Genomic DNA, 18,783 nt, shown 5'->3' with positions numbered 1-18,783 from the left:
CGGTGCTGCGGCAGGTTCCGGGCTTCTGACCTCGCTCCATGTCTCCATGCGGTCTCCACGTTCGCCGCTCCTCACCGGGGGCAGTCGACTCCGGTGAGGGAGGGTCGACCGTCAGGGTGACCTCGCGGACGGCGTTCAGGCCGCTGGTTCCGCCGGTCCGGAGCGCGTACTTCTTTGCCAGGGTGCGGAGTTGAAGATCCGGGGAGCGCATCGGTGGTGGGATGTCGCCGCCCATGCGCTGGTGTCCGGCCTGGACGGTGACCCCGCGGTCGGTCGAACCCTCTCTACGCCGGCTGCTGCTCGTTGAGGGGAGGTGCGGGCACCTCCCTGAGCAGCCACGTCAGTACGTCGGGCAGGGCGCGCAGGGCCGCGAAGTGCGCGGCGGCCGGGTCGATGTTCGTGGTGGCGCCCGGGATGCGGCCGGCCAGCCAGCGGGAGTGGCCGACGGGGGAGAACACGTCGAGCTCGCCGTGCCAGATCAGCACCGGGCAGCGGATGTCGGCCGGGTCGAAGCCCCAGGGGCTGCTGAAGGAGATGGCGTCGTCGATCCAGCCGTAGGCGGAGGTGCGGACCCCCTCGCGGTAATTGCGCAGCAGCATGGCCCGCAGCCCCGCGTCGGCGACGATCATGCGGTCGCTGTCGGTGAGCTCGCGGCGCAGCTCGTCCAGGAGCCGGCCGGGGTCCTCGGCGATCCCGGCGGCGCGCGGGATCAGCCGGGCGGCGAGCTCCTCGGGGTCCCGTCCGGCGGTGGAGTGCTCCCGGATGTTCGAGGGGGACATGCCCTCGAACCAGTCCAGGTCCTCCGCGTCCCGGGGGGCCAGGGAGACCAGGGCCGCGGTCCGGGTGACCCGGTGCGGGAGCAGGGCGGCGCAGGCCAGCGCGCCGGGGGCGCCGCCGGAGCGGCCGGCCACGGCGAAGGTGTCCAGGCCCAGGGAGTCGGCGATCGCGGCCACCTCCGTGGCCACGTCGGCGACGGTACGGCCCGGATGGCGGTCGGAGCCCCCGTAGCCGGGGCGGTCGTAGGCGATGAGCTGCATCCGGCGCTGGTAGAGGACCATGCCCCGCGGGGCGGGCCCCAGCCGGCTGCCGGGCATGCCGTGGAGCAGGAAAACGGGTTTGCCGTGCGGGTCGCCCCAGCGCTCCACCGTCAGATTCCGTCCGTCCGCGACGCGCACCTGACTGCGCACGCGCTCCCTCCCTCACGGTCGACGCGACTCGTCACGGTGATTGTGCTCGCTGGGGGAGGAGCGCGGTAGGGCGCACTTCGTCAGAAATTCTTGTGAAAGTTTTCACAAGCGCACAGGGGTCTTTGGTCCTGAGGTATCTATGCAGGTCAGAGGGGTGGTGGAGGGGGTGTGAACAGGTGTGAACAGCACTTCGACCTGGTGGATAAGGGCTTTTTCGGCGGCGCGGCTTCCGCTTTTGGGTGTCGAATTGAGTCATCAGGAAAGCGGTTCAGGTTGAGTCGAAATGAAGGAGTTCCTGCCATGCAGGCGAACGAGATGGTGGATGGACTGGTCCAGGGGGCGCTCAAGGCGCTCGACCAGTTCTCGTCGTTCAACCAGGAGCAGGTCGACCACATCGTCAAGAAGGCCTCGCTGGCCGCGCTCAGCCAGCACGGCGAGCTCGCCCAGCTGGCGGTCGAGGAGACCGGTCGCGGCCTCTTCGAGGACAAGGCCGTCAAGAACCTCTTCGCCTGCGAGCACGTCGTGAACTCGATGCGCGGGCTCAAGACCGCCGGCGTCATCCGCCGCGACGAGCTGAACGGCATCACGGAGATCGCCGAGCCGGTCGGCGTCGTCTGCGCGATGACCCCGGTCACCAACCCGACCTCCACCACGATCTTCAAGGCGCTGATCGCCCTGAAGACCCGCAACCCGATCATCTTCGCCTTCCACCCCTCCGCGCAGAACTGCTCGGCCGAGGCCGCCCGCATCGTCCGCGACGCCGCCGTCGCCGCCGGCGCTCCCGCCGACTGCGTCCAGTGGGTCACCGCCCCCTCCATGGAGGCCACCGGAGCCCTCATGAACCACCCGGGCGTCTCCACCATCCTCGCGACCGGCGGAAACGCCATGGTCAAGGCCGCGTACTCGTGCGGCAAGCCGGCCCTGGGCGTCGGCGCGGGCAACGTCCCCGCGTACGTCCACAAGAGCGCCAAGCTCGGCCGCGCGATCCACGACATCGTGCTCTCCAAGGCCTTCGACAACGGCATGATCTGCGCCTCCGAGCAGGCCGTCATCCTCGACACCGAGATCTACGAAGCGGGCCTCGCCGAGTTCAAGCGGCTCGGTGCCCACGTGGTCTCCGCCGCCGAGAAGACCAAGCTGGAGCAGTTCGTCTTCGGCACCACCGCCTACGCGGCCGACGCCAACGGCGCCAAGCTGAACCCGGCGGTCGTCGGCAAGTCCCCGCAGTGGATCGCCGAGCAGGCCGGATTCACCGTCCCGGCCGAGGCCTCGATCCTCCTCGCGGAGTGCAACGAGGTCGGCGAGAACGAGCCGCTGACCCGCGAGAAGCTGTCCCCGATCCTGGCCGCCCTGAAGGCCTCCGACACCGAGCACGGCCTCGAACTGGCCGCCGCGATGGTCGAGTTCCACGGTCTGGGCCACAGCGCCGCCATCCACGCCGAGGACGAGGAGCTCGTCGAGGAGTTCGGCAAGAAGGTCAAGGCGATCCGCGTCATCGCCAACTCGCCCTCCACCTTCGGCGGCATCGGCGACGTCTACAACGCCTTCCTCCCCTCGCTCACCCTGGGCTGCGGCTCGTACGGACACAACTCGGTGTCGAACAACGTCACCGCGGTCAACCTGATCAACGTCAAGCGGATCGGACGGCGCAACACCAACATGCAGTGGTTCAAGGTCCCGCCGAAGATCTACTTCGAGCGCAACTCCATCCGCTACCTCGGTGAGATGGACGGCATCAGCCGCGTCTCGATCGTCACCGACAAGACGATGGTCTCCATCGGCTTCGTGCAGAAGGTCGTCGACATCCTGCAGGCCCGCGAGGGCGCCGTGTCGATCCAGATCATCGACAACGTCGAGCCCAACCCGGAGCTCTCCACCGTCCAGGCCGGCGCCGCGATGATGCGCGACTTCGAGCCCGACACGATCATCGGCCTCGGCGGCGGCTCGCCGATGGACGCCGCGAAGATCATGTGGCTGATGTACGAGCGCCCGGAGGTGGAGTTCGCCGACACGAAGGAGAAGTTCTTCGACGTCCGCAAGCGCGCCTACAAGTTCCCCTCGCTGGGCGAGAAGGCCAAGATGGTCGCGATCCCGACCACCTCCGGCACCGGCTCCGAGGTCACCCCGTTCGCCGTCATCTCCGACCCGGCCGCGGCCCAGAAGTACCCGCTCGCCGACTACGCGCTGACCCCGAACGTCGCCATCGTCGACCCGATGCTGCCGATGGGCCTCCCGCCCAAGGTGACCGCCGACTCCGGCTTCGACGCCCTGACGCACGCCACCGAGGCCTACGTCTCCGCGTACTCGAACGACTACACCGACGGTCTGTGCCTCCAGGCCATCAAGCTCATCTTCGAAAACCTGCAGCGCTGCGTGGTCGACGGTCCGAACGACCCCGAGGCCCGCGAGAAGATGCACAACGCCTCCACGGTGGCGGGCATGGCCTTCGCCAACGCCTTCCTGGGCATGGTCCACGCCATGGCGCACACCCTGGGCAACACCTTCCACGTCGCCCATGGCCGCACCAACGCGCTGCTCCTGCCGCACGTGATCCGTCACAACGGCACGGTCACCCACAAGGCCACCCCGTGGCCGAAGGCCGAGGTCTACCGGGCGCCGGAGCGCTTCCAGGAGATCGCGAAGATGCTGGGGCTGCCGGCCGCCACGGCCGCCGAGGGCGTCGAGTCCTACGCCAAGGCCGTCGAGGAGCTCCGCAGCAAGTGCGGGATCACCTCCTCCTTCGCCGAGGAGGGCGTGGACGAGCAGGCCTTCATCGAGGCCCTGCCGACCCAGGCCATGAACGCCTACGCCGACCAGTGCGCCCCCGCCAACCCGCGGATGCCGATGATCGACGACCTGAAGCAGCTGATGCGCCAGGCGTACTACGGCAACGCCGAGGGCGCCCCGGCCAAGAAGGCCGCCGCCAAGAAGAAGTAGCACTTCTTCCGAAGAACCTCCGCTAAGGAGCGGAAAAGCCCGCCCGGGACGCTAAGGCCCGGGCGGGCTTTCCACATGTCCGGATGCCGGCCGGGGCCGGGTGCCGGGCGCGGGTGCCGGGCTCGGGTGTGCGGGCTCAGGTGTGCGGGATCAGCAGGGCCGCCGCCGAGCGGGCGCGCTCCAGGGAGGTGGCCCGGTCGGCCCCGCGCTCGCCCAGGACCACCCGGGTGCTGAGCCCGTCCAGCAGCGCCAGCAGCTCCGAGGCCCGGGCGGGGACGTCCAGGGCGGCGGCGAAGCGGCCCTGTTCCACCCCCTTGGCGAGGAGCGCCTCCAGGTCCCGCTGCCAGCCGTCGTCGATCTCCTGCTGGGCGGCGCGCAGCGGCTCGTTCGAGGGGATGCGGGCCCACAGCTCGATCCACAGCGTCCAGCGCGGATCGCGGGGGCCGCGGGGCAGGTAGAGCTCCAGGAAGAGCGCGAGCTTGCGGTGGGCGGTGACCCTGCGGCTCAGCAACTGTGCTCGCTCCGTGGCCAGTTGCTGCTCGCTCCAGTTCAGGGCGGCCAGCAGCAGTCGGTCCTTGCTGCCGAAGTAGTACAGGATGTGGCCGCCGCTGGTGCCGAGCCGTTCGGCGAGCGCGGACATGGTGAGCGTCGCCAGCCCGTCCTCGGCGATGGCCGTCATGGCCTCCTCCAGCATCCGCTCCTGGGCGATCCGCCCGTCGCGCCGCCGTGCCGCTCCCGCCGCTCCCGCCACCCGTGCCGCCTTCCCGATCTTCGTGGGCCGACCCTATCCCGGACAGGGTCTTGACGGGGTCCGGGTCGGGAGCGCATCTTGAATGCCATTCAAGAACTTAGAACGATGTTCAAGGTCTGTTCACGGGTTCACCGGGTCGAAGGTCAGGGGCAAGGCGCATGGCACACCAGGAGACGACGGCCGACGTCGACGAGGTCTTCAGAGTCGAGACGCACGGCATCGACCCCATCCCCGACGCCGAGCGCCACGGCGATGCCAAGGACCTCTTCTGGCTCTGGTTCGGTTCGAACCTGACCTTCACCTACGTGATCAACGGAGCCCTCGCCGTCGCCTTCGGCCTCAGCTTCTGGCAGGCCACCGCGGTGGTCGTGATCAGCGGGCTGTCCTTCTTCGCGGTCAGCGCCGCCGGCCTGAGCGGCATCCGCACCGGCACCGCCACCCTGGTCATCTCCCGGGCCGCCTTCGGCGTACGGGGCAACTGGCCTGCGGGCGTCCTCAACTGGGTGGTGAGCATCGGCTACACCATCGTCAACACCGTCGTCGGCACCCTGGCGCTGGAGGTCTTCTTCGCCGAGGTCGGCCTGGGCGAAGGCACCCTGATCCGGGCCCTCGCGCTCGGCATCACCCTCGCGCTCACCTTCGCCGTCGCCATGTGGGGCCACGCCACCGTGCAGTTCGCCGAGCGCTGGATGGCCTACGTCCTGGCCGTCGGCTTCGGCGCCCTGCTGGTCTTCGTCCTCCCCGGCACCGAGACCACCGCCCCGGCCGGCGCCCTGGCCCCGGGCCTGTCCGGCTGGAGCCTGGCCTTCGTCGTGATGCTCGCCGGGCCCTTCTCGTACCTGCCGATGCCCGCCGACTACACCCGCTACCTGCCCCGCACCACCTCGCTGAAGTCGATCACCTGGATGGGCGCGCTCGGCGGGTTCGTCTCCTCCGTCGCCCTCGGCATCGCCGGCGTGGCCGCCGCCACCCAGACGGATATGACCGACGCCGTCGCCGGAGCCGAGAGCCTGCTCCCCGGCTGGTTCCAGCCGCTGTTCCTGGCCCTGGTCCTGGGCGGCTCCGTGACCAACTCGATCATCACGCTCTACTCCTCCAGTCTGAACCTCCAGGTCCTCGGCATCCCGTGGAGCCGGGCCCGCGCCATCGTGATCAGCGCCGCGGTCACCGCCGCCGGATCGCTCGCCGCGCTCTTCCTCACCGACTTCACCACCTCGCTGCTGTCCTTCCTCTCCCTGCTGATCATCGTGTTCGCCCCCTGGGGCGGCGTCTTCCTCGCCGACATGCTGCTGCGCCGCTGCCGCTACGACTCCGACGCGCTGCACGCCGGGAGCGGGGGCGCCTACTGGTACCGCTCCGGCTACCACCCGGCCGGTATGGCCGCCCTGCTCGCCGGGATGGCCTTCGCCGCCCTGACCTGCGACTCCGAGCTGTGGACCGGGCCGCTCGTGGCCCCGCTCGGCGGCGCCGACCTCACGCTGCTCGGCTCGGTGGTCTCCGGGCTCACGTACTGGGCCCTCGCCCGGCGGGTGCCCGCGTACGCGCCGGCCGCCTAGGCCTGCCGGGTCTGCCCGGGCCTTCCCGGCTCCTCTGGCCCCTTTCCGCCGCCTTCCCGGCCCTCCCGGCCGGCCTGAGCCTCGGCTCCCGGCCGCCTCTCTCTCCGTACCCCCTCTGCACAGGAGCACCACCCCATGTCGCACCCCGCCCCCGCCGATCTCCTCCTCACCGGAGCCCGCATCCACACCGTCGACCCCGAGCTGCCCGAGGCCGAGGCCCTCGCCGTGCGCGGCGGGAGGATCGTCTGGGTCGGCCCGGACGCGGAGGCCGCCGAGTGGGCGGGCCCCGGCACCGAGCGGATCGACGCGGGCGGCCGGCTGGTGCTGCCCGGCTTCATCGACGCCCACAACCACGTCCGGCTCGGCTCCGACGACGCGTGCGTGCAGCTCGCCGGAGTGCGGACGCTCGAGGCGATCCTCGACCGGATCGGCGAGTGGCGGGAGGCCAACCCCGACGCGGAGTGGATCGAGGCCGAGGCCTTCGACTACTCCGCGATCCCCGGCGGGCGCATGCCCACCGCCGCCGACCTGGACCCGGTCACCGGGGACGTCCCCGCGATCGTGCTCTCGTACGACGTCCACACGGCCTGGCTGAACACGGCGGCCATGCGCCGGCTCGGGGTCGCGAAGGACCGTACCGACCTGCCCTTCGGTACGGCCGCCGTGGACCCGCAGACCGGCGAACCCACCGGGTTCGTCAAGGACTTCGCCATCAAGGGGCTCTCCCGCGACGGCCACCGCGCCCTGCGCGACCTGGGCGTGCCATGGGCCTCCCCGGACCGCCAGTACGGGCGCCTCGCCAAGAGCCTCGACGACGCGATCGGCTTCGGCATCACCACCGTCGTGGAGCCGCAGAACTCCCTCGACGACCTGGAGCTGTACGACCGGGCCCGCGCCGAGGGCCAGCTGCGCTCGCGGATCGTCGCCGCGCTGTTCCACCCGCGCGGTACGACCGAGGAGGACCTCGACCTCTTCGAGGCGGCGGCCAAGGTGCATGCCGGAGACCGCTTCCGGGTCGGCCCCCTCAAGCTCTACATCGACGACGTGGTGGAGCCGCGCACGGCCGCGCTGCTGGAGCCGTACACCGGCTGCGGGGCGCACCGGGGCGAGACCTTCTACCCGGCGGAGGAGTTCGCCGAGCTCCTCGCCCGGCTGGACGCGCGCGGGTTCCAGTGCTTCGTCCACGCCACGGGCGACCGGGGCATCCGCACCGTCCTCGACGCCGTCGAGCACGCGAGGGCGGTGAACGGCCCGCGCGATGCCCGCCACCAGGTGGTGCACGTGGAATGCCTGGATCCCGAGGACGTACCGCGCTTCGAGCAGCTCGGCGTGGTGGCCTGCATGCAGCCCCGGCACTGCGCGCCCGAGATCGCCGGTCCGGGCCAGGACTGGGCGGAGAACGTGGGGGAGGGCCGCTGGCACAAGGCGTGGCCGATGCGGAGCCTCGCCGAGGCGGGCGCGGTCCTGGCCTTCTCCAGCGACTGGAACGTCGCCGAGATGGACCCGATGATCGGCATCTACACGGCGCTGACCCGGCGCCCGCTGGGCGGCGGCGACCCGTGGCAGGAGCAGGAGACGGTGGACGCGCGGACGGCGGTGTACGGCTACACGATGGGCTCCGCCTACGCCAACTTCCTGGAGCAGGACCGGGGTTCGCTGACGGTCGGCAAGGCGGCCGATTTCGTGGTGCTGTCCCGCGACATCCTCGCGGTGGCCCCGGAGCAGATCCCCGGAACGGTGGCCGAAACGGTCGTGGTCGCGGGCGAGGTGGTCCACCGGGCCGGGTAGGCGGGCGCAACGTCCGGCCGGGCGGCCCCGGTGCGTGGTACGGCGCGCGGCCGGCCGCGCGGTCCGTCCGGGGGCCGCTCGGTGCGCGCGGTCCCCGGACGGATCTCAGGCGTTGAGGCGCTGCTGGGTGCCGGAGCCGTCGGCCGCGGTGTCGGGGGTGGTGCCATGCGGCTCCTCTTCGGGGCGGCTCTTCGCGGGCAGCAGGAAGGTGATCGCGAGGAAGGCCACCAGCAGGCATGCCTGGACGATCAGCGCGCGGTGGAAGCCGCCGGTGAAGTCGCCGGTCTCGGCCCGGGCGAAGAACACCGAGCCGAAGACCGCGACGCCGATGGAGCCGCCGACCGCCTGGACCGCCGACAGGACGCCGGAGGCGGATCCGATCTCGTCGTCGTCGACCGCGGCCAGGACGAAGCTGAACAGGGCGGCGATCACCATGCCGGCGCCGATGCCCGCCACCGCCGTGCCGGGCACGATGTCCCAGATCGAGAACGAGGCGGCGTCGAGGGCATCGAGTTCGAACCACAGCACGGCCGCGCCGGCCAGCTGGACCAGCGGTCCGATCTGCAGCACCTTGCGGCCGATCCGGTCCGCGAGGAACGCGCCGCTGATGGCGCCGCCGATCGCGGTTCCCACCGCGAGGGGCAGGTTGCCCAGTCCCGCGGCGCCGGCGGTGAAGTGCCGGCCGATCTGCAGGAACAGGGTCAGGACGAGCTGGGTGCCGATGAGCCCGCCGAAGAACAGGGCGATGCCGCCGAGTCCGACGGTGAAGGCCGGCTTGCGCAGCAGGCCCGGGGTCACCAGCGGCTCGCGGCCCGCGGCGGCCGTGCGGCGCTGCTGGAGGGCGAAGAGGGCGAAGCCGATCGCCGAGGCGGCCATGGACAGCCAGGTCCACAGCGGCCAGCCGTTCTCCTGCCCCTGGTTGAGTGGCAGGACCAGGAGGGCGCAGGACGCCATGACCAGGGCGGCGCCGGTCATGTCGACCCGTACGGTGCGGTCGCCAGCCTTCCTGGGGACGAACTTCGCGGCGATGACCAGTGCCGTGATGCCGATGGGCAGGTTGATCAGGAACACCGACCGCCAGCCCAGGCCGAAGAAGTCGCCCTCGATCAGGAAGCCGCCCAGGACCGGGCCGATGATGCCGCCCAGGCCGAGCACGGGTCCGAAGATCGCGAAGACCTTGGTGAGTTCGGGGCCGGAGAAGTTCTCCCGCAGCAGGCCCAGGCCCTGGGGCAGCAGCATCGCTCCGGCGGTGCCCTGCAGCAGGCGGAAGGCGATCAGCGACTCGATGTTCGGTGCGATCGCGCACAGCAGCGAGGCCGCGGTGAAGGCCGCCAGGCCGATCAGGAACATCCGGCGCCGGCCGTAGCGGTCGCCGAGCCGGCCGCCGAGCACGAGCCCGGCGCCCAGGGTGAGGGCGTAGCCGCCGATCACCCATTGCAGTCCGACGGAACCGGCACCGAGTGATCTCTCCAGGTCGGGCCCGGCGACGTTGACGATCGAGGCGTCCAGGAGATCCATGATCTCCGCGACGATCATCACCGCCAGGATCAGCCATCGCCACCGGTAGGGCCCGGTCGAATCGTCAGGGGTGGGGGACGGGTCACGCACGCCAGATACCTCCATGGTGAAGTAATTCCACCATGAAGGTAAAGTGGTGGCGGTAGGTTGTCAAAGCCGGGTGCGCGGACCGCGCGGCAAGAGAGAAGGGTGGAGGGTCGACATGGAGGAAGCCGTGCGCGACGGTGTCGCGGAGCAGCGTGAGCGGCTGATGGAATCGCTGAGGACCTACGGCGGGCACTACGCCGAGCTCAGCCGGCGCTTCGCCGCCTGGCTGGGACTGCACTCCACCGACGCCACCGCGGTCCTGCAGATCGCCGCCGCCGAGGAGCGCGGCACCCCCCTGTCACCCGCGCGGCTGAGCGAGCGGATCTCCCTCTCCACGGGCGCCACCACCGCGCTCCTGAACCGTCTCGAAGCGGCGGGGCACATCACCCGCGCCCGCGAGCAGTCCGACCGGCGCATCGTCACGCTGCGCAGCGGCGGGCACATCCAGGAGCGGGCGGACGAGTTCTTCGGCCCGCTCGCCCACCGCCTCGATGCCGCGATGTCGCACTACCCGCCCCAACTCCTGGAACAGTTCGAAGTGTTCATGGCCGACCTGACCACCGCCATGGACAACCACCTGGCCGATCAGGACGTGGTGGCGCCGAGCTCGCCCCGCACCACCCTTGACGACCGGACGCCCTGACCGGCGACGCCGGTGCGCCGCTCGCCCCACCGGGCCGGGCGGGCCGGGCGGGCCGAGCGGGCTGGCGGGAAATGCCTGGCGGGCCGCGGGGAAGGGGAGTTAGTCTCGCCGCGATGACGACTTTCCGTACACACAGATCGGGGGTCCCGTCCGCGCAAGGTGAGTGCTGATGCTCACTCAGTTCGCGAACGGGGCTTCCCACCCGTCCTTCTGGCTGCGCGTGCGCGAGTTCGCCGTGCCGCCGTCCATGATCGAGACCGCGACCGCCCGCCGCTCCGCCGGTGACTGGGCGGGGGCGTGCGCCGCGGCCGGCGTCGACGTGGACTTCGACCTGCGCCTCCTGGCGCGCACCCACGGCCGCGACCTCGCGGCCCGGATCCGGGCCGATCTGCGCCACCTGGCCCCGGACCTGCTGCGCTGGCACCTGCCGAGGATCGCCCCGGACGGACTGCTGCGCCCCGGGCTGACCATCGGGCTGGCCCGGTACGGGGACGCGGGGCCCGGCGCTGCACGCCCGGTCCACCTCGTGGTCCGTACTCCGCCCGCCTGGGCGGAGTACGGACAGCGGATCAGCCTCGCCCTCTGGGACGGAGCCCGCTCCGAGGACGCCGCCCGGCGCCCTCCGGGGGCCGGTCCGCATCCCCATCCGCACCCCCATCCGCGGTTCCGCCTCGACCTGCACCGCCACCTCTGGGACGCCCGCCGGAGCGACGAGCTACGCTCCAGGTCCGGGGCCGACCGGCAGCCCGGCGAAGCGGATCCCGAGCCGGATCCCGGCCTGCCGGGGCCGCTGCCCGCGGTGCCCCGCTGCGCCGTCGACCGGTGGGCGGCCGAGGCGGAGATCGTGCTCCGCGCCGAGGGGCGCCCCGGCGGAACGGTCAGCGTGCGGCTCGGGGCCCGGCACCGGCTGTACGTGCACCTGCGCGGAGACGGCGACGAGGGCGTGAGCGGGGCCGGGGCCGGGCGGATCTCCGCGGCCGCGCCCACCGAAGCGGGCGCGCCCGCCCCGCCGGTGCTGCCCGACGCGGCGACCTGGGTGCTGCCCGACCTGGAACTGCTCCGTACCGGGGCGATCGACGCCGGCCGGCTGCACCCGTTGGTCGGCCGGGCCCTCGTACCGGACTGGTCGCCGCCGCGGCCCGGCGGAGCCGCGGACCCGGCGAGGGGGCCGCGCCTGGTGGACTGCCGGGGTGCCCGGCACCGGATCGGCCTCGTCGACGGGGTACTCGCCCCGCTGGATCACGACCCGGCCGAGATCCGCCGCGAGGAGCTGCTGGTCGCACTGACCGGTACGCCCCTGCCCTGCCTGCGGGCCATCGACGAGGCGCACCGCCGTCCGGAGTCCCTCTCCGGCGTCCGGGAACGCCTCGACCACGGCGACACCGCCGGCGCCCTGGCCGTCGTGGAAGGACTGCTCGGTCCCGGAGCGCTGCTGCGCGACGGCCCGTTGCGGGACGAACTGGAGGCGGCCGCGCTCCGGCGGGTCACCTACGGACTGTTCCGGGCGGGCCTGGCCGCGCCGGCCGGTCCCACCCACGGCGGCTACCGCTCTCCCCGTCCGCGCCGCACCGAGCGCTCGCGTCCGCGGCAAGCGCACCGAAGCTGACCCGGCCTCCCGCACCACCCCCTTCCACCCTTCCCGTTCCCGCCGCACACCCAAAGGTGATTCCCCATGCGTTCCTATGCCCCGTCCGCCCCGTCCGCCCCGTCCGGCACCGCCCAACTCGACGTCGCCGCAGGGCTGCTGGCCCTCCTGCGCGATACGACGACCGAACCGCGCCCCGACGTCCAGCTGGAGGCCCTCACCCTGGCCGTGGCCGCCGACCTGCCCGTCCTCCTGTGGGGTGAGCCGGGGATCGGCAAGACCGCGGCCCTGACCCAGCTCGCCGCATCCCTGGACCTGCCGCTGACCACCGTCATCGCCAGCGTGCACGAGCCGTCCGACTTCTCCGGCCTGCCCATCGTCGGGGACGATCCCGAGGAGCAGGGGGTGCCGATGGCCCCGCCGGACTGGGCGGTGCGCCTGGTACGGGCCGGCCGGGGGCTGCTGTTCCTCGACGAGCTGTCCACCGCCCCGCCGGCCGTGCAGGCGGCCCTGCTCCGCCTCGTACTGGAGCGCAGGATCGGCGCCCTGCGGCTGCCGCCCGAGGTCCGGATCGTGGCCGCCGCCAATCCGCGGTCCTCCGCGGCGGACGGCTGGGAGCTGAGCCCGCCGCTGGCCAACCGCTTCGTCCACCTCCAGTGGACGCACGACCAGGAGGTGGTGGTCCGCGGCCTCGGCGGGACCTGGCCCCGCGCCACCCTGCCCCGGCTCGACCCCGAACGGCTCCCGGAATCGGTGGACTTCGCCCGCCGCGCGGTGTGCGGGCTGCTCGCGGCCCGGCCCAAGCTTGTCCACCGACTGCCGTCGGGCGAAACCCGCCGGGGCGGCCCCTGGCCCTCCCCGCGGAGCTGGGAGATGACGCTCTGTCTGATCGCCTTCGCGACCGCGGCCGGCTCCTCCCGGGAAGTGCTGTCCCTGCTGGTCAGGGGAACCGTCGGGGACGGTCCCGGACTCGAACTGCTGGCGAGCCTGGACCGGATGGACCTCCCGGACCCGGAGTCCCTGCTCGCCGACCCGGCGGGCGCCGCCTTGCCCGAGCGCGGGGACCTGCGCCAAGCCGTGCTCGACGGTGTGGTCGAGGCGGTGCGGGGGCGGCCGGAGAAGTCCCGCTGGGACGCGGCGTGGGCGCTCCTGGCCCGGGCACTGGAAACCGGCGCACCGGACCTGGTGGTCGTCCCCGCGAGCACGCTCGCCGCTCTGCGCCGCGAGGACTGGGAGGTTCCGGAGGCGATCGACCGGCTCGCCGGGACCGTGGCCCTGTCCCGGCGAGCCGACCGGGCGGCTGTCCGGTCGGCCGCCCGGCCGGGCGGACCCGTCAAGGTCGGGCGATGACGCCCGCACCGCCGAGGGCCCTCGCACCGCCAGTGACCCTGGACCTGGACAAGCTCTATGCCGCCCGGCTGCACGCCGTACGCGTGCGGCCGTACCTGGCCACGGCACTGTTCGCCCTGCACGTCGTGGAATCGCGCCGGACCCCGACGATGGCCGTGGACCGGTACTGGCGGTGCTACGTCTCGCCGGGCTTCGTGGACCGCACCCCCGTGGAGGAACTCGCCGCGGTGTGGGTGCACGAGGTGTCCCACCTGCTGCGCGACCACCACGGGCGCGCGGACCGGGTCGCGCGGGAGGAGGGGCTGACCGGACCGGGGGAGCGGTTGCGGATGAACATCGCGGCCGACTTCGAGATCAACGACGACGCGTACGGCGACGGGCTGGTCCGGCCCGGGGGCGCCGTCCAGCCGGCGGACGTGCGACTGCCGGAGGGGGAGCTCATGGAGGAGTACCTGACGCAGTTCGGGCTCGGGCCGCACACGCAGCACATGGCATGGCTGGACTGCGGGAGCGGCGCCGACGGGCTGGAACGGGAGTGGGACCTCGGCGCGGACGGCGCGGACGGCCTCAGCGAACAGGAGCGGGACGCCGTCCGGTTCCGGGTGGCGCAGGGCATCACCGGCCGGCCGGGAGGTACGCCGCGAGGCTGGAAGCGCTGGGCGGAGGAGGTGTTCCACCCGCCGCAACCGTGGCGCGAGCTGCTGGGGGCGGCCGTCCGGTCGGCGACCTCGGGATCCGGCGCCGGCGACGACTACACGTACAGCCGGCCCTCGCGGCGGTCGGCCGGGGTGCCGGGCGCCGTGCTGCCGAGCCTGCGGCGCGGGCCGCCCCGCGTCAGCGTGGTCATCGACACCTCCGGCTCCGTCAGCGACGCCGAACTGGGCAGCGCGCTCCTGGAAGTCACGGCGATCTCCCGTGCGGTGGGCGGGCGCCGGGACCTGGTCACGGTGGTGCCGTGCGACGCGTCCGCCCGCATCGCCCATCCGCTGTGCCGCGCCGAGGGCATCCCCCTGCTGGGGGGCGGGGGTACGGATCTGCGGACGGGTTTCGCCACGGCGCTGCGGTCGAAGCCCCGACCGGACGTGATCGTGGTCCTGACCGACGGGCAGACGCCCTGGCCGGACGTGCGGCCGCCGTGCCGGACGGTGGTGGGGCTGTTCCGCCGGGGCAGGTCGGACGGCTCGTGGGACGAGGACGACCCGGACTACGTGCCGGACCTGCCGCCCGCATGGGCCCGCGTGGTGGAGATCGGCTGAGACCCGGACGGATCGGCTGGGACCCGGACGGCGGGGTTACCGCTTCGGCCAGTACCAGAGGGGTTCGTCCAGGGGGCCCTCGCGGTCCGCGACCTCGGTCTGGCCGAAGTCCTTGAGGAGGGTGATGGTCCGCAGGTCCACGCGTTGGCGGTGGACGCCCGACGCCAGGGCCTCGGCCAGCGGGGTGGCGTGGGTGACCACCACCGTCTGGGTGGTGCGGGCCACCGTCAGGATCAGGTCCGCGAGCGGGGCCAGCAGGTCGGGGTGGAGGCTGGTCTCCGGCTCGTTGAGCACCATCAGGGCCGGCGGGCGCGGGGTCAGCAGGGCGGCCGTCCACAAGAGGTAGCGCAGCGTCCCGTCGGAGAGTTCCGCCGCGCCCAGCGGGCGCAGCAGCCCGTGTTGGTGCAGCTCCAGTTCGAAGCGGCCGTCCCGTTCCGCGACCGCCACCCGGCTGCCCGGGAAGGCGGCCTCGACGGCGGTGTCCAGCGCCGCGTGGTCGCCGGTCTCCCGGATCGTCTGGAGCGCGGCCGGCAGGTCGGAGCCGTCCGCGGCGAGCACCGGCGTACGGGTTCCCACGCGCGGGGTGCGGGCCGGTGCGTCGGAGTCCGTGCGGACGTGGTCGTAGAACCGCCAGGAGCGGATCAGTTCGCGCAGGGCCAGCAGGTCGGGGGCCAGTTGCGGGTCCGCGAGCTCGCTGAGCATGGAGTCGTACGGGCGCAACACGCCCTGCGTGCGGTGCCAGCCGCCGTCCGCGGTACGGGTGCGCACGGCGGGCCCGGCGCGGTCCGAGAGCAGGGCGGCGGGGCGCAGCACCGGCCCGGCCCAGGTGCACTCCCGTTTGATCTCCGGGTCCAGCCCGAAGAGCGAGTTCGGGGCGGGCTGCGCGTGGCCGAAGTCCACCGCGTAGCCGAACTCCTCCCCGGCGAAGCCGAGCCGCAGGCTCACCGGTTCGGAGCGGACCGTCGGCTGGACGGCGTACCGCCCCTCGCGCACCGCCCGCCCGATCTTCTCCGGGCCGGCCCACAGGGTGGAGGGCAGTCCGCCCTCCCGGGCCAGCGCCGCGACGGCCCCGCCCCGCGCGGAGTCGGCCAGCAGCCGCAGCGACCGGTACAGGCTGGACTTGCCCGTGCCGTTGGCGCCCGTCACCACGGTGAGCCGGCCGAGGGGGACGATCAGTTTGCGCAGGGAGCGGTAGTTCTCCACCGCGAGCGTCGTGATCACGGCGTCGTCATGCCTCCGGGTGCTCCTCGGGGGCGAGGAAGCGGCCCATGGGCAGCACCTGGCGGCCCCAGGTGCTCGCCATGATCTGCCCGGCGAGCAGGTACGTGGCTCCGAGCGCGGCCAGCAGACCGCTCCAGCCGGTGATCCGGCTCCAGATCACCGAGCCGGTGAACCCGCTGACCGTCATGGCCACGAAGACCACCAGCACGCAGGTGAAGGTGGACAGCAGCACCAGGTGGATCCGCCAGCTGCCGATCCACAGCACGAACACCACGAACACCCACGGCAGCGTGAACAGCGCGCTCACGTCACCGCGCAGCGCCGGATCCGTGGCGGGCAGCACCCACTGGATCAGGAGCGCCTTCGACATCCAGAACAGCCCGAAGCCGCCGAAGACCGTGGCGTGCCAGGTGTCACCGCGCTGCGCCTGGAACAGCCCGGCCAGCAGCTGGGCGAGCCCGCCGATGAAGAAGCCGACCAGCGGCAGCACGGAGTGGCTGAGGTGCTCGGGGAAGATGCCCGCGTCGATGCCGGTGGCGAGCGTGGTGACGACGATGAACCCGGTGAGGCCCAGGGGGCCCAGCTGCGCCTGCGCGCTGGGCTCCATCCGCTTGACGGAGACGGCCTGTTCGGCCGGGCCCATGCGGTTGCGGACGTGGACGGGATTGTTCATCGCACGACTTCCCGTTCCGGCAGGGCGTCCGGCCCTTCGGGGAGTCCGCTGCCCACGGCCGCGCCCGCCTTGCCCTTGCGGCCCGCCGCGCAGGCCAGCGTGATCGCGGAGCCGAGCACCGCCCAGCCGCTCAGGACCAGCAGCGGGCCGGTGATGTCATTGCCCTTGAAGTACGCGATCGAGCGCGCGGCGTACGTGCCCGCGCCCGGTGGCAGCCACGGGCCGATGGCCTTCCAGAACGGCGGCAGCAGCGGGTACGGATAGGCGCCGCCGGCGCTCGGGTTGCCGAGCACCACCACGAGCAGGATCGCCAGGCCGATGCCGACCACGCCCGCGAGGCCCTGGAAGGCCAGGGTGATCGCGCCGACGGCGAAGACGATGAGGGAGCCGAGCCCCCACAGGCCCCAGATGCTGCCGGGCAGCGCGCCCAGGACCGGGTCCGCGATGACCGCGCCGAGGAGTCCGGCCGCCACGGCGTACACGAACAGCGCGCCGAGCCGGATGACGGCGCGGTGGACGTTCGCGGGCCGGGCGCCCGCGCTGATCGCGAGGATCGCCGCACACAGGTAGCCGCCCACGCACCAGCCGACGACCAGGTAGAACGAGCTCAGGCCGCGCCCGTCGCCGGCGGCGACCGGGACCACGTCCTCCACGGTCACGGTGCGGCCCTGGGCCTTCTCGACGAGGCCGACGACCTCTTCGACGGCCTGCGACAGGGAGGCCCCGGCGCCGCTCGCCACCAGCAGCCTGTCGGTCTTGCCGGCCGGGTCGATGATCAGCGCGCCGTCCACGTCCCGGTTCTTGATCTGCCGCAGCGCCGTCGCCTCGTCCTGTACGGCACGGGGGTCCAGAGGCTTGCCCGGCAGCGCGGAGAGCTGTTTCGCCGTCTGTTCGGCGATCGGTGCGGCGGGGGCGCTCACGGCGATCGGGATCTCGCTGGGCTTGGGGTGATGGAAGGCCCCGACGTACGAGGTGATGAAGGCGAGCTGGAGCGCCAGTACGCCCAGGACCAGGAGAGCGGCCCGGGTGGTGACGGCGTCCTTGATCTCGGCGAGGAAGCCGCCGGACTGCCCTGGGTCTGTGTGGGTGGGCTGAGTCATGTCTCACACGCTCGGCCTACGGGGCGTCCGGCGCAGCAGGGGAGAGCCGAACGGATGACGGCCGTCGGAGCGGACCACCAGGCGGGAGCGTGGATTTTTTACCGCCGCGTAACTTCCCAGTTTTGCTACTCGCCCGTAATTTAGCGGCTGCAGCACCCCCTTGTGATCCGGATCACGGGATGCACCCCCACGTACTTCCCGCGCCATCCCTCGTTACTCCCCTTGAGCCGCAAGGAGATCACACGATGCTGCCCTGGAGACGCCTGCTCCGCCCCCTGGCCGTCCTCACCCTGGCCGCCGCCGCGCTCGTCGCCCCCACCGGAGCGGCCCAGGCCGCCCCGGCGCCGAGCAGCGGCTGGAACAACTGGTCCTGCAAACCGTCCGCCGCCCACCCCCGCCCCGTCGTCCTGGTCCACGGAACCTTCGGGAACTCCGTCGACAACTGGCTCGGCTTCGCGCCGTACCTCGTCCACCGGGGCTACTGCGTCTACTCCCTCGACTACGGGCAACTGCCCGGCGTCCCGTTCTTCAACGGGCTCGGCCCCATCGAGCGGTCCGCCGGCCAGCTCGACGTCTTCGTGGACAAGGTCCTCGCCGCCACGGGGGCCGCCGAGACCGATGTCGTCGGCCACTCCCAGGGCGGCATGATGCCGCGCTACTACCTGAAGTTCCTCGGCGGCGCCGCCAAGGTGAACGCCCTGGTCGGACTCGCCCCCGACAACCACGGGACGACCCTGCTCGGCCTCACCAAGCTCCTCCCGTACTTCCCCGGGGCCGGGGACCTGATCAGCGAGGCCACCCCGGGCCTCGCCGACCAGATCGCCGGATCGGCCTTCCAGAACAAGCTGAACGCGGGCGGGGACACCGTCCCCGGAGTCGCGTACACGGTGATCGCCACCCGGTACGACGAGGTGGTCACCCCGTACCGGAGCCAGTTCCTCACCGGGCCGAACGTCCGCAACGTGCTGCTCCAGGACCTGTGCGCGGTGGACCTCTCGGAGCACGTGGCCATCGGGCTCACCGACCGGATCGCCTGGCACGAGGCGGCCAACGCCCTCGACCCGGCGCACGCCGAGCGCACCACCTGCGCGTCGGTCTTCTCCTGACGGCGGCGGTCTGCTTCTGACGGCG

At 72.4% G+C, this 18,783-nt stretch carries 14 protein-coding genes; 8 read left to right on the top strand and 6 right to left on the bottom strand.

Going from position 1 to position 18,783, the window contains the following annotated elements:
• Positions 1–284 precede the first annotated feature (284 nt).
• Complete coding sequence (locus OG435_RS11610; protein WP_266876749.1) at positions 285–1,187, bottom strand: alpha/beta fold hydrolase; 903 nt, start codon at positions 1,185–1,187, stop codon at positions 285–287.
• Between the two features lie 300 nt (positions 1,188–1,487).
• Between OG435_RS11610 and adhE the strand changes: the two genes are divergently transcribed.
• Entirely contained in the window at positions 1,488–4,124 is a 2,637-nt protein-coding gene (adhE, locus tag OG435_RS11605) for a bifunctional acetaldehyde-CoA/alcohol dehydrogenase (RefSeq protein WP_266876748.1), read from the top strand.
• A 136-nt stretch (positions 4,125–4,260) separates the two neighbouring features.
• On the opposite strand, the gene OG435_RS11600 is transcribed toward adhE, so the two are convergent.
• Positions 4,261–4,818 carry a TetR/AcrR family transcriptional regulator gene (locus OG435_RS11600; protein WP_266881644.1) on the bottom strand — a complete coding sequence of 186 codons (558 nt, stop codon included), beginning with the start codon at positions 4,816–4,818 and terminating at the stop codon, positions 4,261–4,263.
• Positions 4,819–5,033: 215 nt separating this feature from the next.
• On the opposite strand from OG435_RS11600, the gene OG435_RS11595 reads away from it, so the two are divergent.
• Both OG435_RS11595 and OG435_RS11590 read left to right on the top strand, forming a co-directional pair.
• Positions 5,034–6,431, top strand: a complete 1,398-nt coding sequence (locus tag OG435_RS11595) for a purine-cytosine permease family protein (RefSeq protein WP_266876747.1) — start codon at positions 5,034–5,036, stop codon at positions 6,429–6,431.
• A 135-nt stretch (positions 6,432–6,566) separates the two neighbouring features.
• A complete protein-coding gene (locus OG435_RS11590; RefSeq protein WP_266876746.1) occupies positions 6,567–8,219 on the top strand; it encodes an amidohydrolase in 1,653 nt (550 codons plus the stop codon).
• 105 nt (positions 8,220–8,324) lie between these two features.
• On the opposite strand, the gene OG435_RS11585 is transcribed toward OG435_RS11590, so the two are convergent.
• Positions 8,325–9,842, bottom strand: coding sequence for an MFS transporter (locus OG435_RS11585; RefSeq protein WP_430625611.1), 1,518 nt, complete (start codon positions 9,840–9,842; stop codon positions 8,325–8,327).
• A 97-nt stretch (positions 9,843–9,939) separates the two neighbouring features.
• Between OG435_RS11585 and OG435_RS11580 the strand changes: the two genes are divergently transcribed.
• The 4 genes from OG435_RS11580 (at position 9,940) to OG435_RS11565 (ending at position 14,658) form a co-directional block, all read left to right on the top strand.
• Positions 9,940–10,467 (top strand): MarR family winged helix-turn-helix transcriptional regulator, encoded by a 528-nt coding sequence (locus tag OG435_RS11580; RefSeq protein WP_266876744.1) that lies wholly within the window; start codon positions 9,940–9,942, stop codon positions 10,465–10,467.
• Between the two features lie 169 nt (positions 10,468–10,636).
• The gene (locus tag OG435_RS11575) at positions 10,637–12,073 is read left to right on the top strand and encodes a hypothetical protein (RefSeq protein ID WP_266876743.1); all 1,437 of its coding nucleotides are present in this window, start codon (positions 10,637–10,639) and stop codon (positions 12,071–12,073) included.
• A gap of 66 nt (positions 12,074–12,139) precedes the next feature.
• Positions 12,140–13,402, top strand: coding sequence for an AAA family ATPase (locus OG435_RS11570; protein WP_266876741.1), 1,263 nt, complete (start codon positions 12,140–12,142; stop codon positions 13,400–13,402).
• Positions 13,399–14,658: a vWA domain-containing protein gene (locus OG435_RS11565; protein ID WP_266876739.1), complete on the top strand. Its 1,260-nt coding sequence runs from the start codon at positions 13,399–13,401 to the stop codon at positions 14,656–14,658. The genes OG435_RS11570 and OG435_RS11565 overlap by 4 nt, the downstream gene beginning before the upstream one ends.
• Before the next feature lie 36 nt (positions 14,659–14,694).
• On the opposite strand, the gene OG435_RS11560 is transcribed toward OG435_RS11565, so the two are convergent.
• From OG435_RS11560 to OG435_RS11550, 3 genes are read right to left on the bottom strand one after another with little or no spacing between them, the layout of a single operon-like run.
• Positions 14,695–15,879 carry an AAA family ATPase gene (locus OG435_RS11560; RefSeq protein WP_266876737.1) on the bottom strand — a complete coding sequence of 395 codons (1,185 nt, stop codon included), beginning with the start codon at positions 15,877–15,879 and terminating at the stop codon, positions 14,695–14,697.
• 7 nt (positions 15,880–15,886) lie between these two features.
• Positions 15,887–16,552 carry an acetate uptake transporter gene (locus OG435_RS11555; protein WP_266876735.1) on the bottom strand — a complete coding sequence of 222 codons (666 nt, stop codon included), beginning with the start codon at positions 16,550–16,552 and terminating at the stop codon, positions 15,887–15,889.
• Positions 16,549–17,652: a DUF3533 domain-containing protein gene (locus OG435_RS11550; protein WP_266876734.1), complete on the bottom strand. Its 1,104-nt coding sequence runs from the start codon at positions 17,650–17,652 to the stop codon at positions 16,549–16,551. Before OG435_RS11550 ends, OG435_RS11555 begins: the two co-directional genes overlap by 4 nt.
• Positions 17,653–17,897: 245 nt before the next feature.
• Here OG435_RS11550 and OG435_RS11545 point away from each other — a divergent pair, with 245 nt between their 5' ends.
• The gene (locus OG435_RS11545; protein WP_266876733.1) at positions 17,898–18,758 is read left to right on the top strand and encodes an esterase/lipase family protein; all 861 of its coding nucleotides are present in this window, start codon (positions 17,898–17,900) and stop codon (positions 18,756–18,758) included.
• Positions 18,759–18,783: the final 25 nt, after the last annotated feature.

This window comes from Streptomyces sp. NBC_01264 (assembly GCF_026340675.1).
In the GTDB taxonomy this organism is placed as follows: Bacteria; Actinomycetota; Actinomycetes; order Streptomycetales; family Streptomycetaceae; genus Streptomyces.
This window is presented reverse-complemented; position numbering and strand designations above follow the sequence as displayed.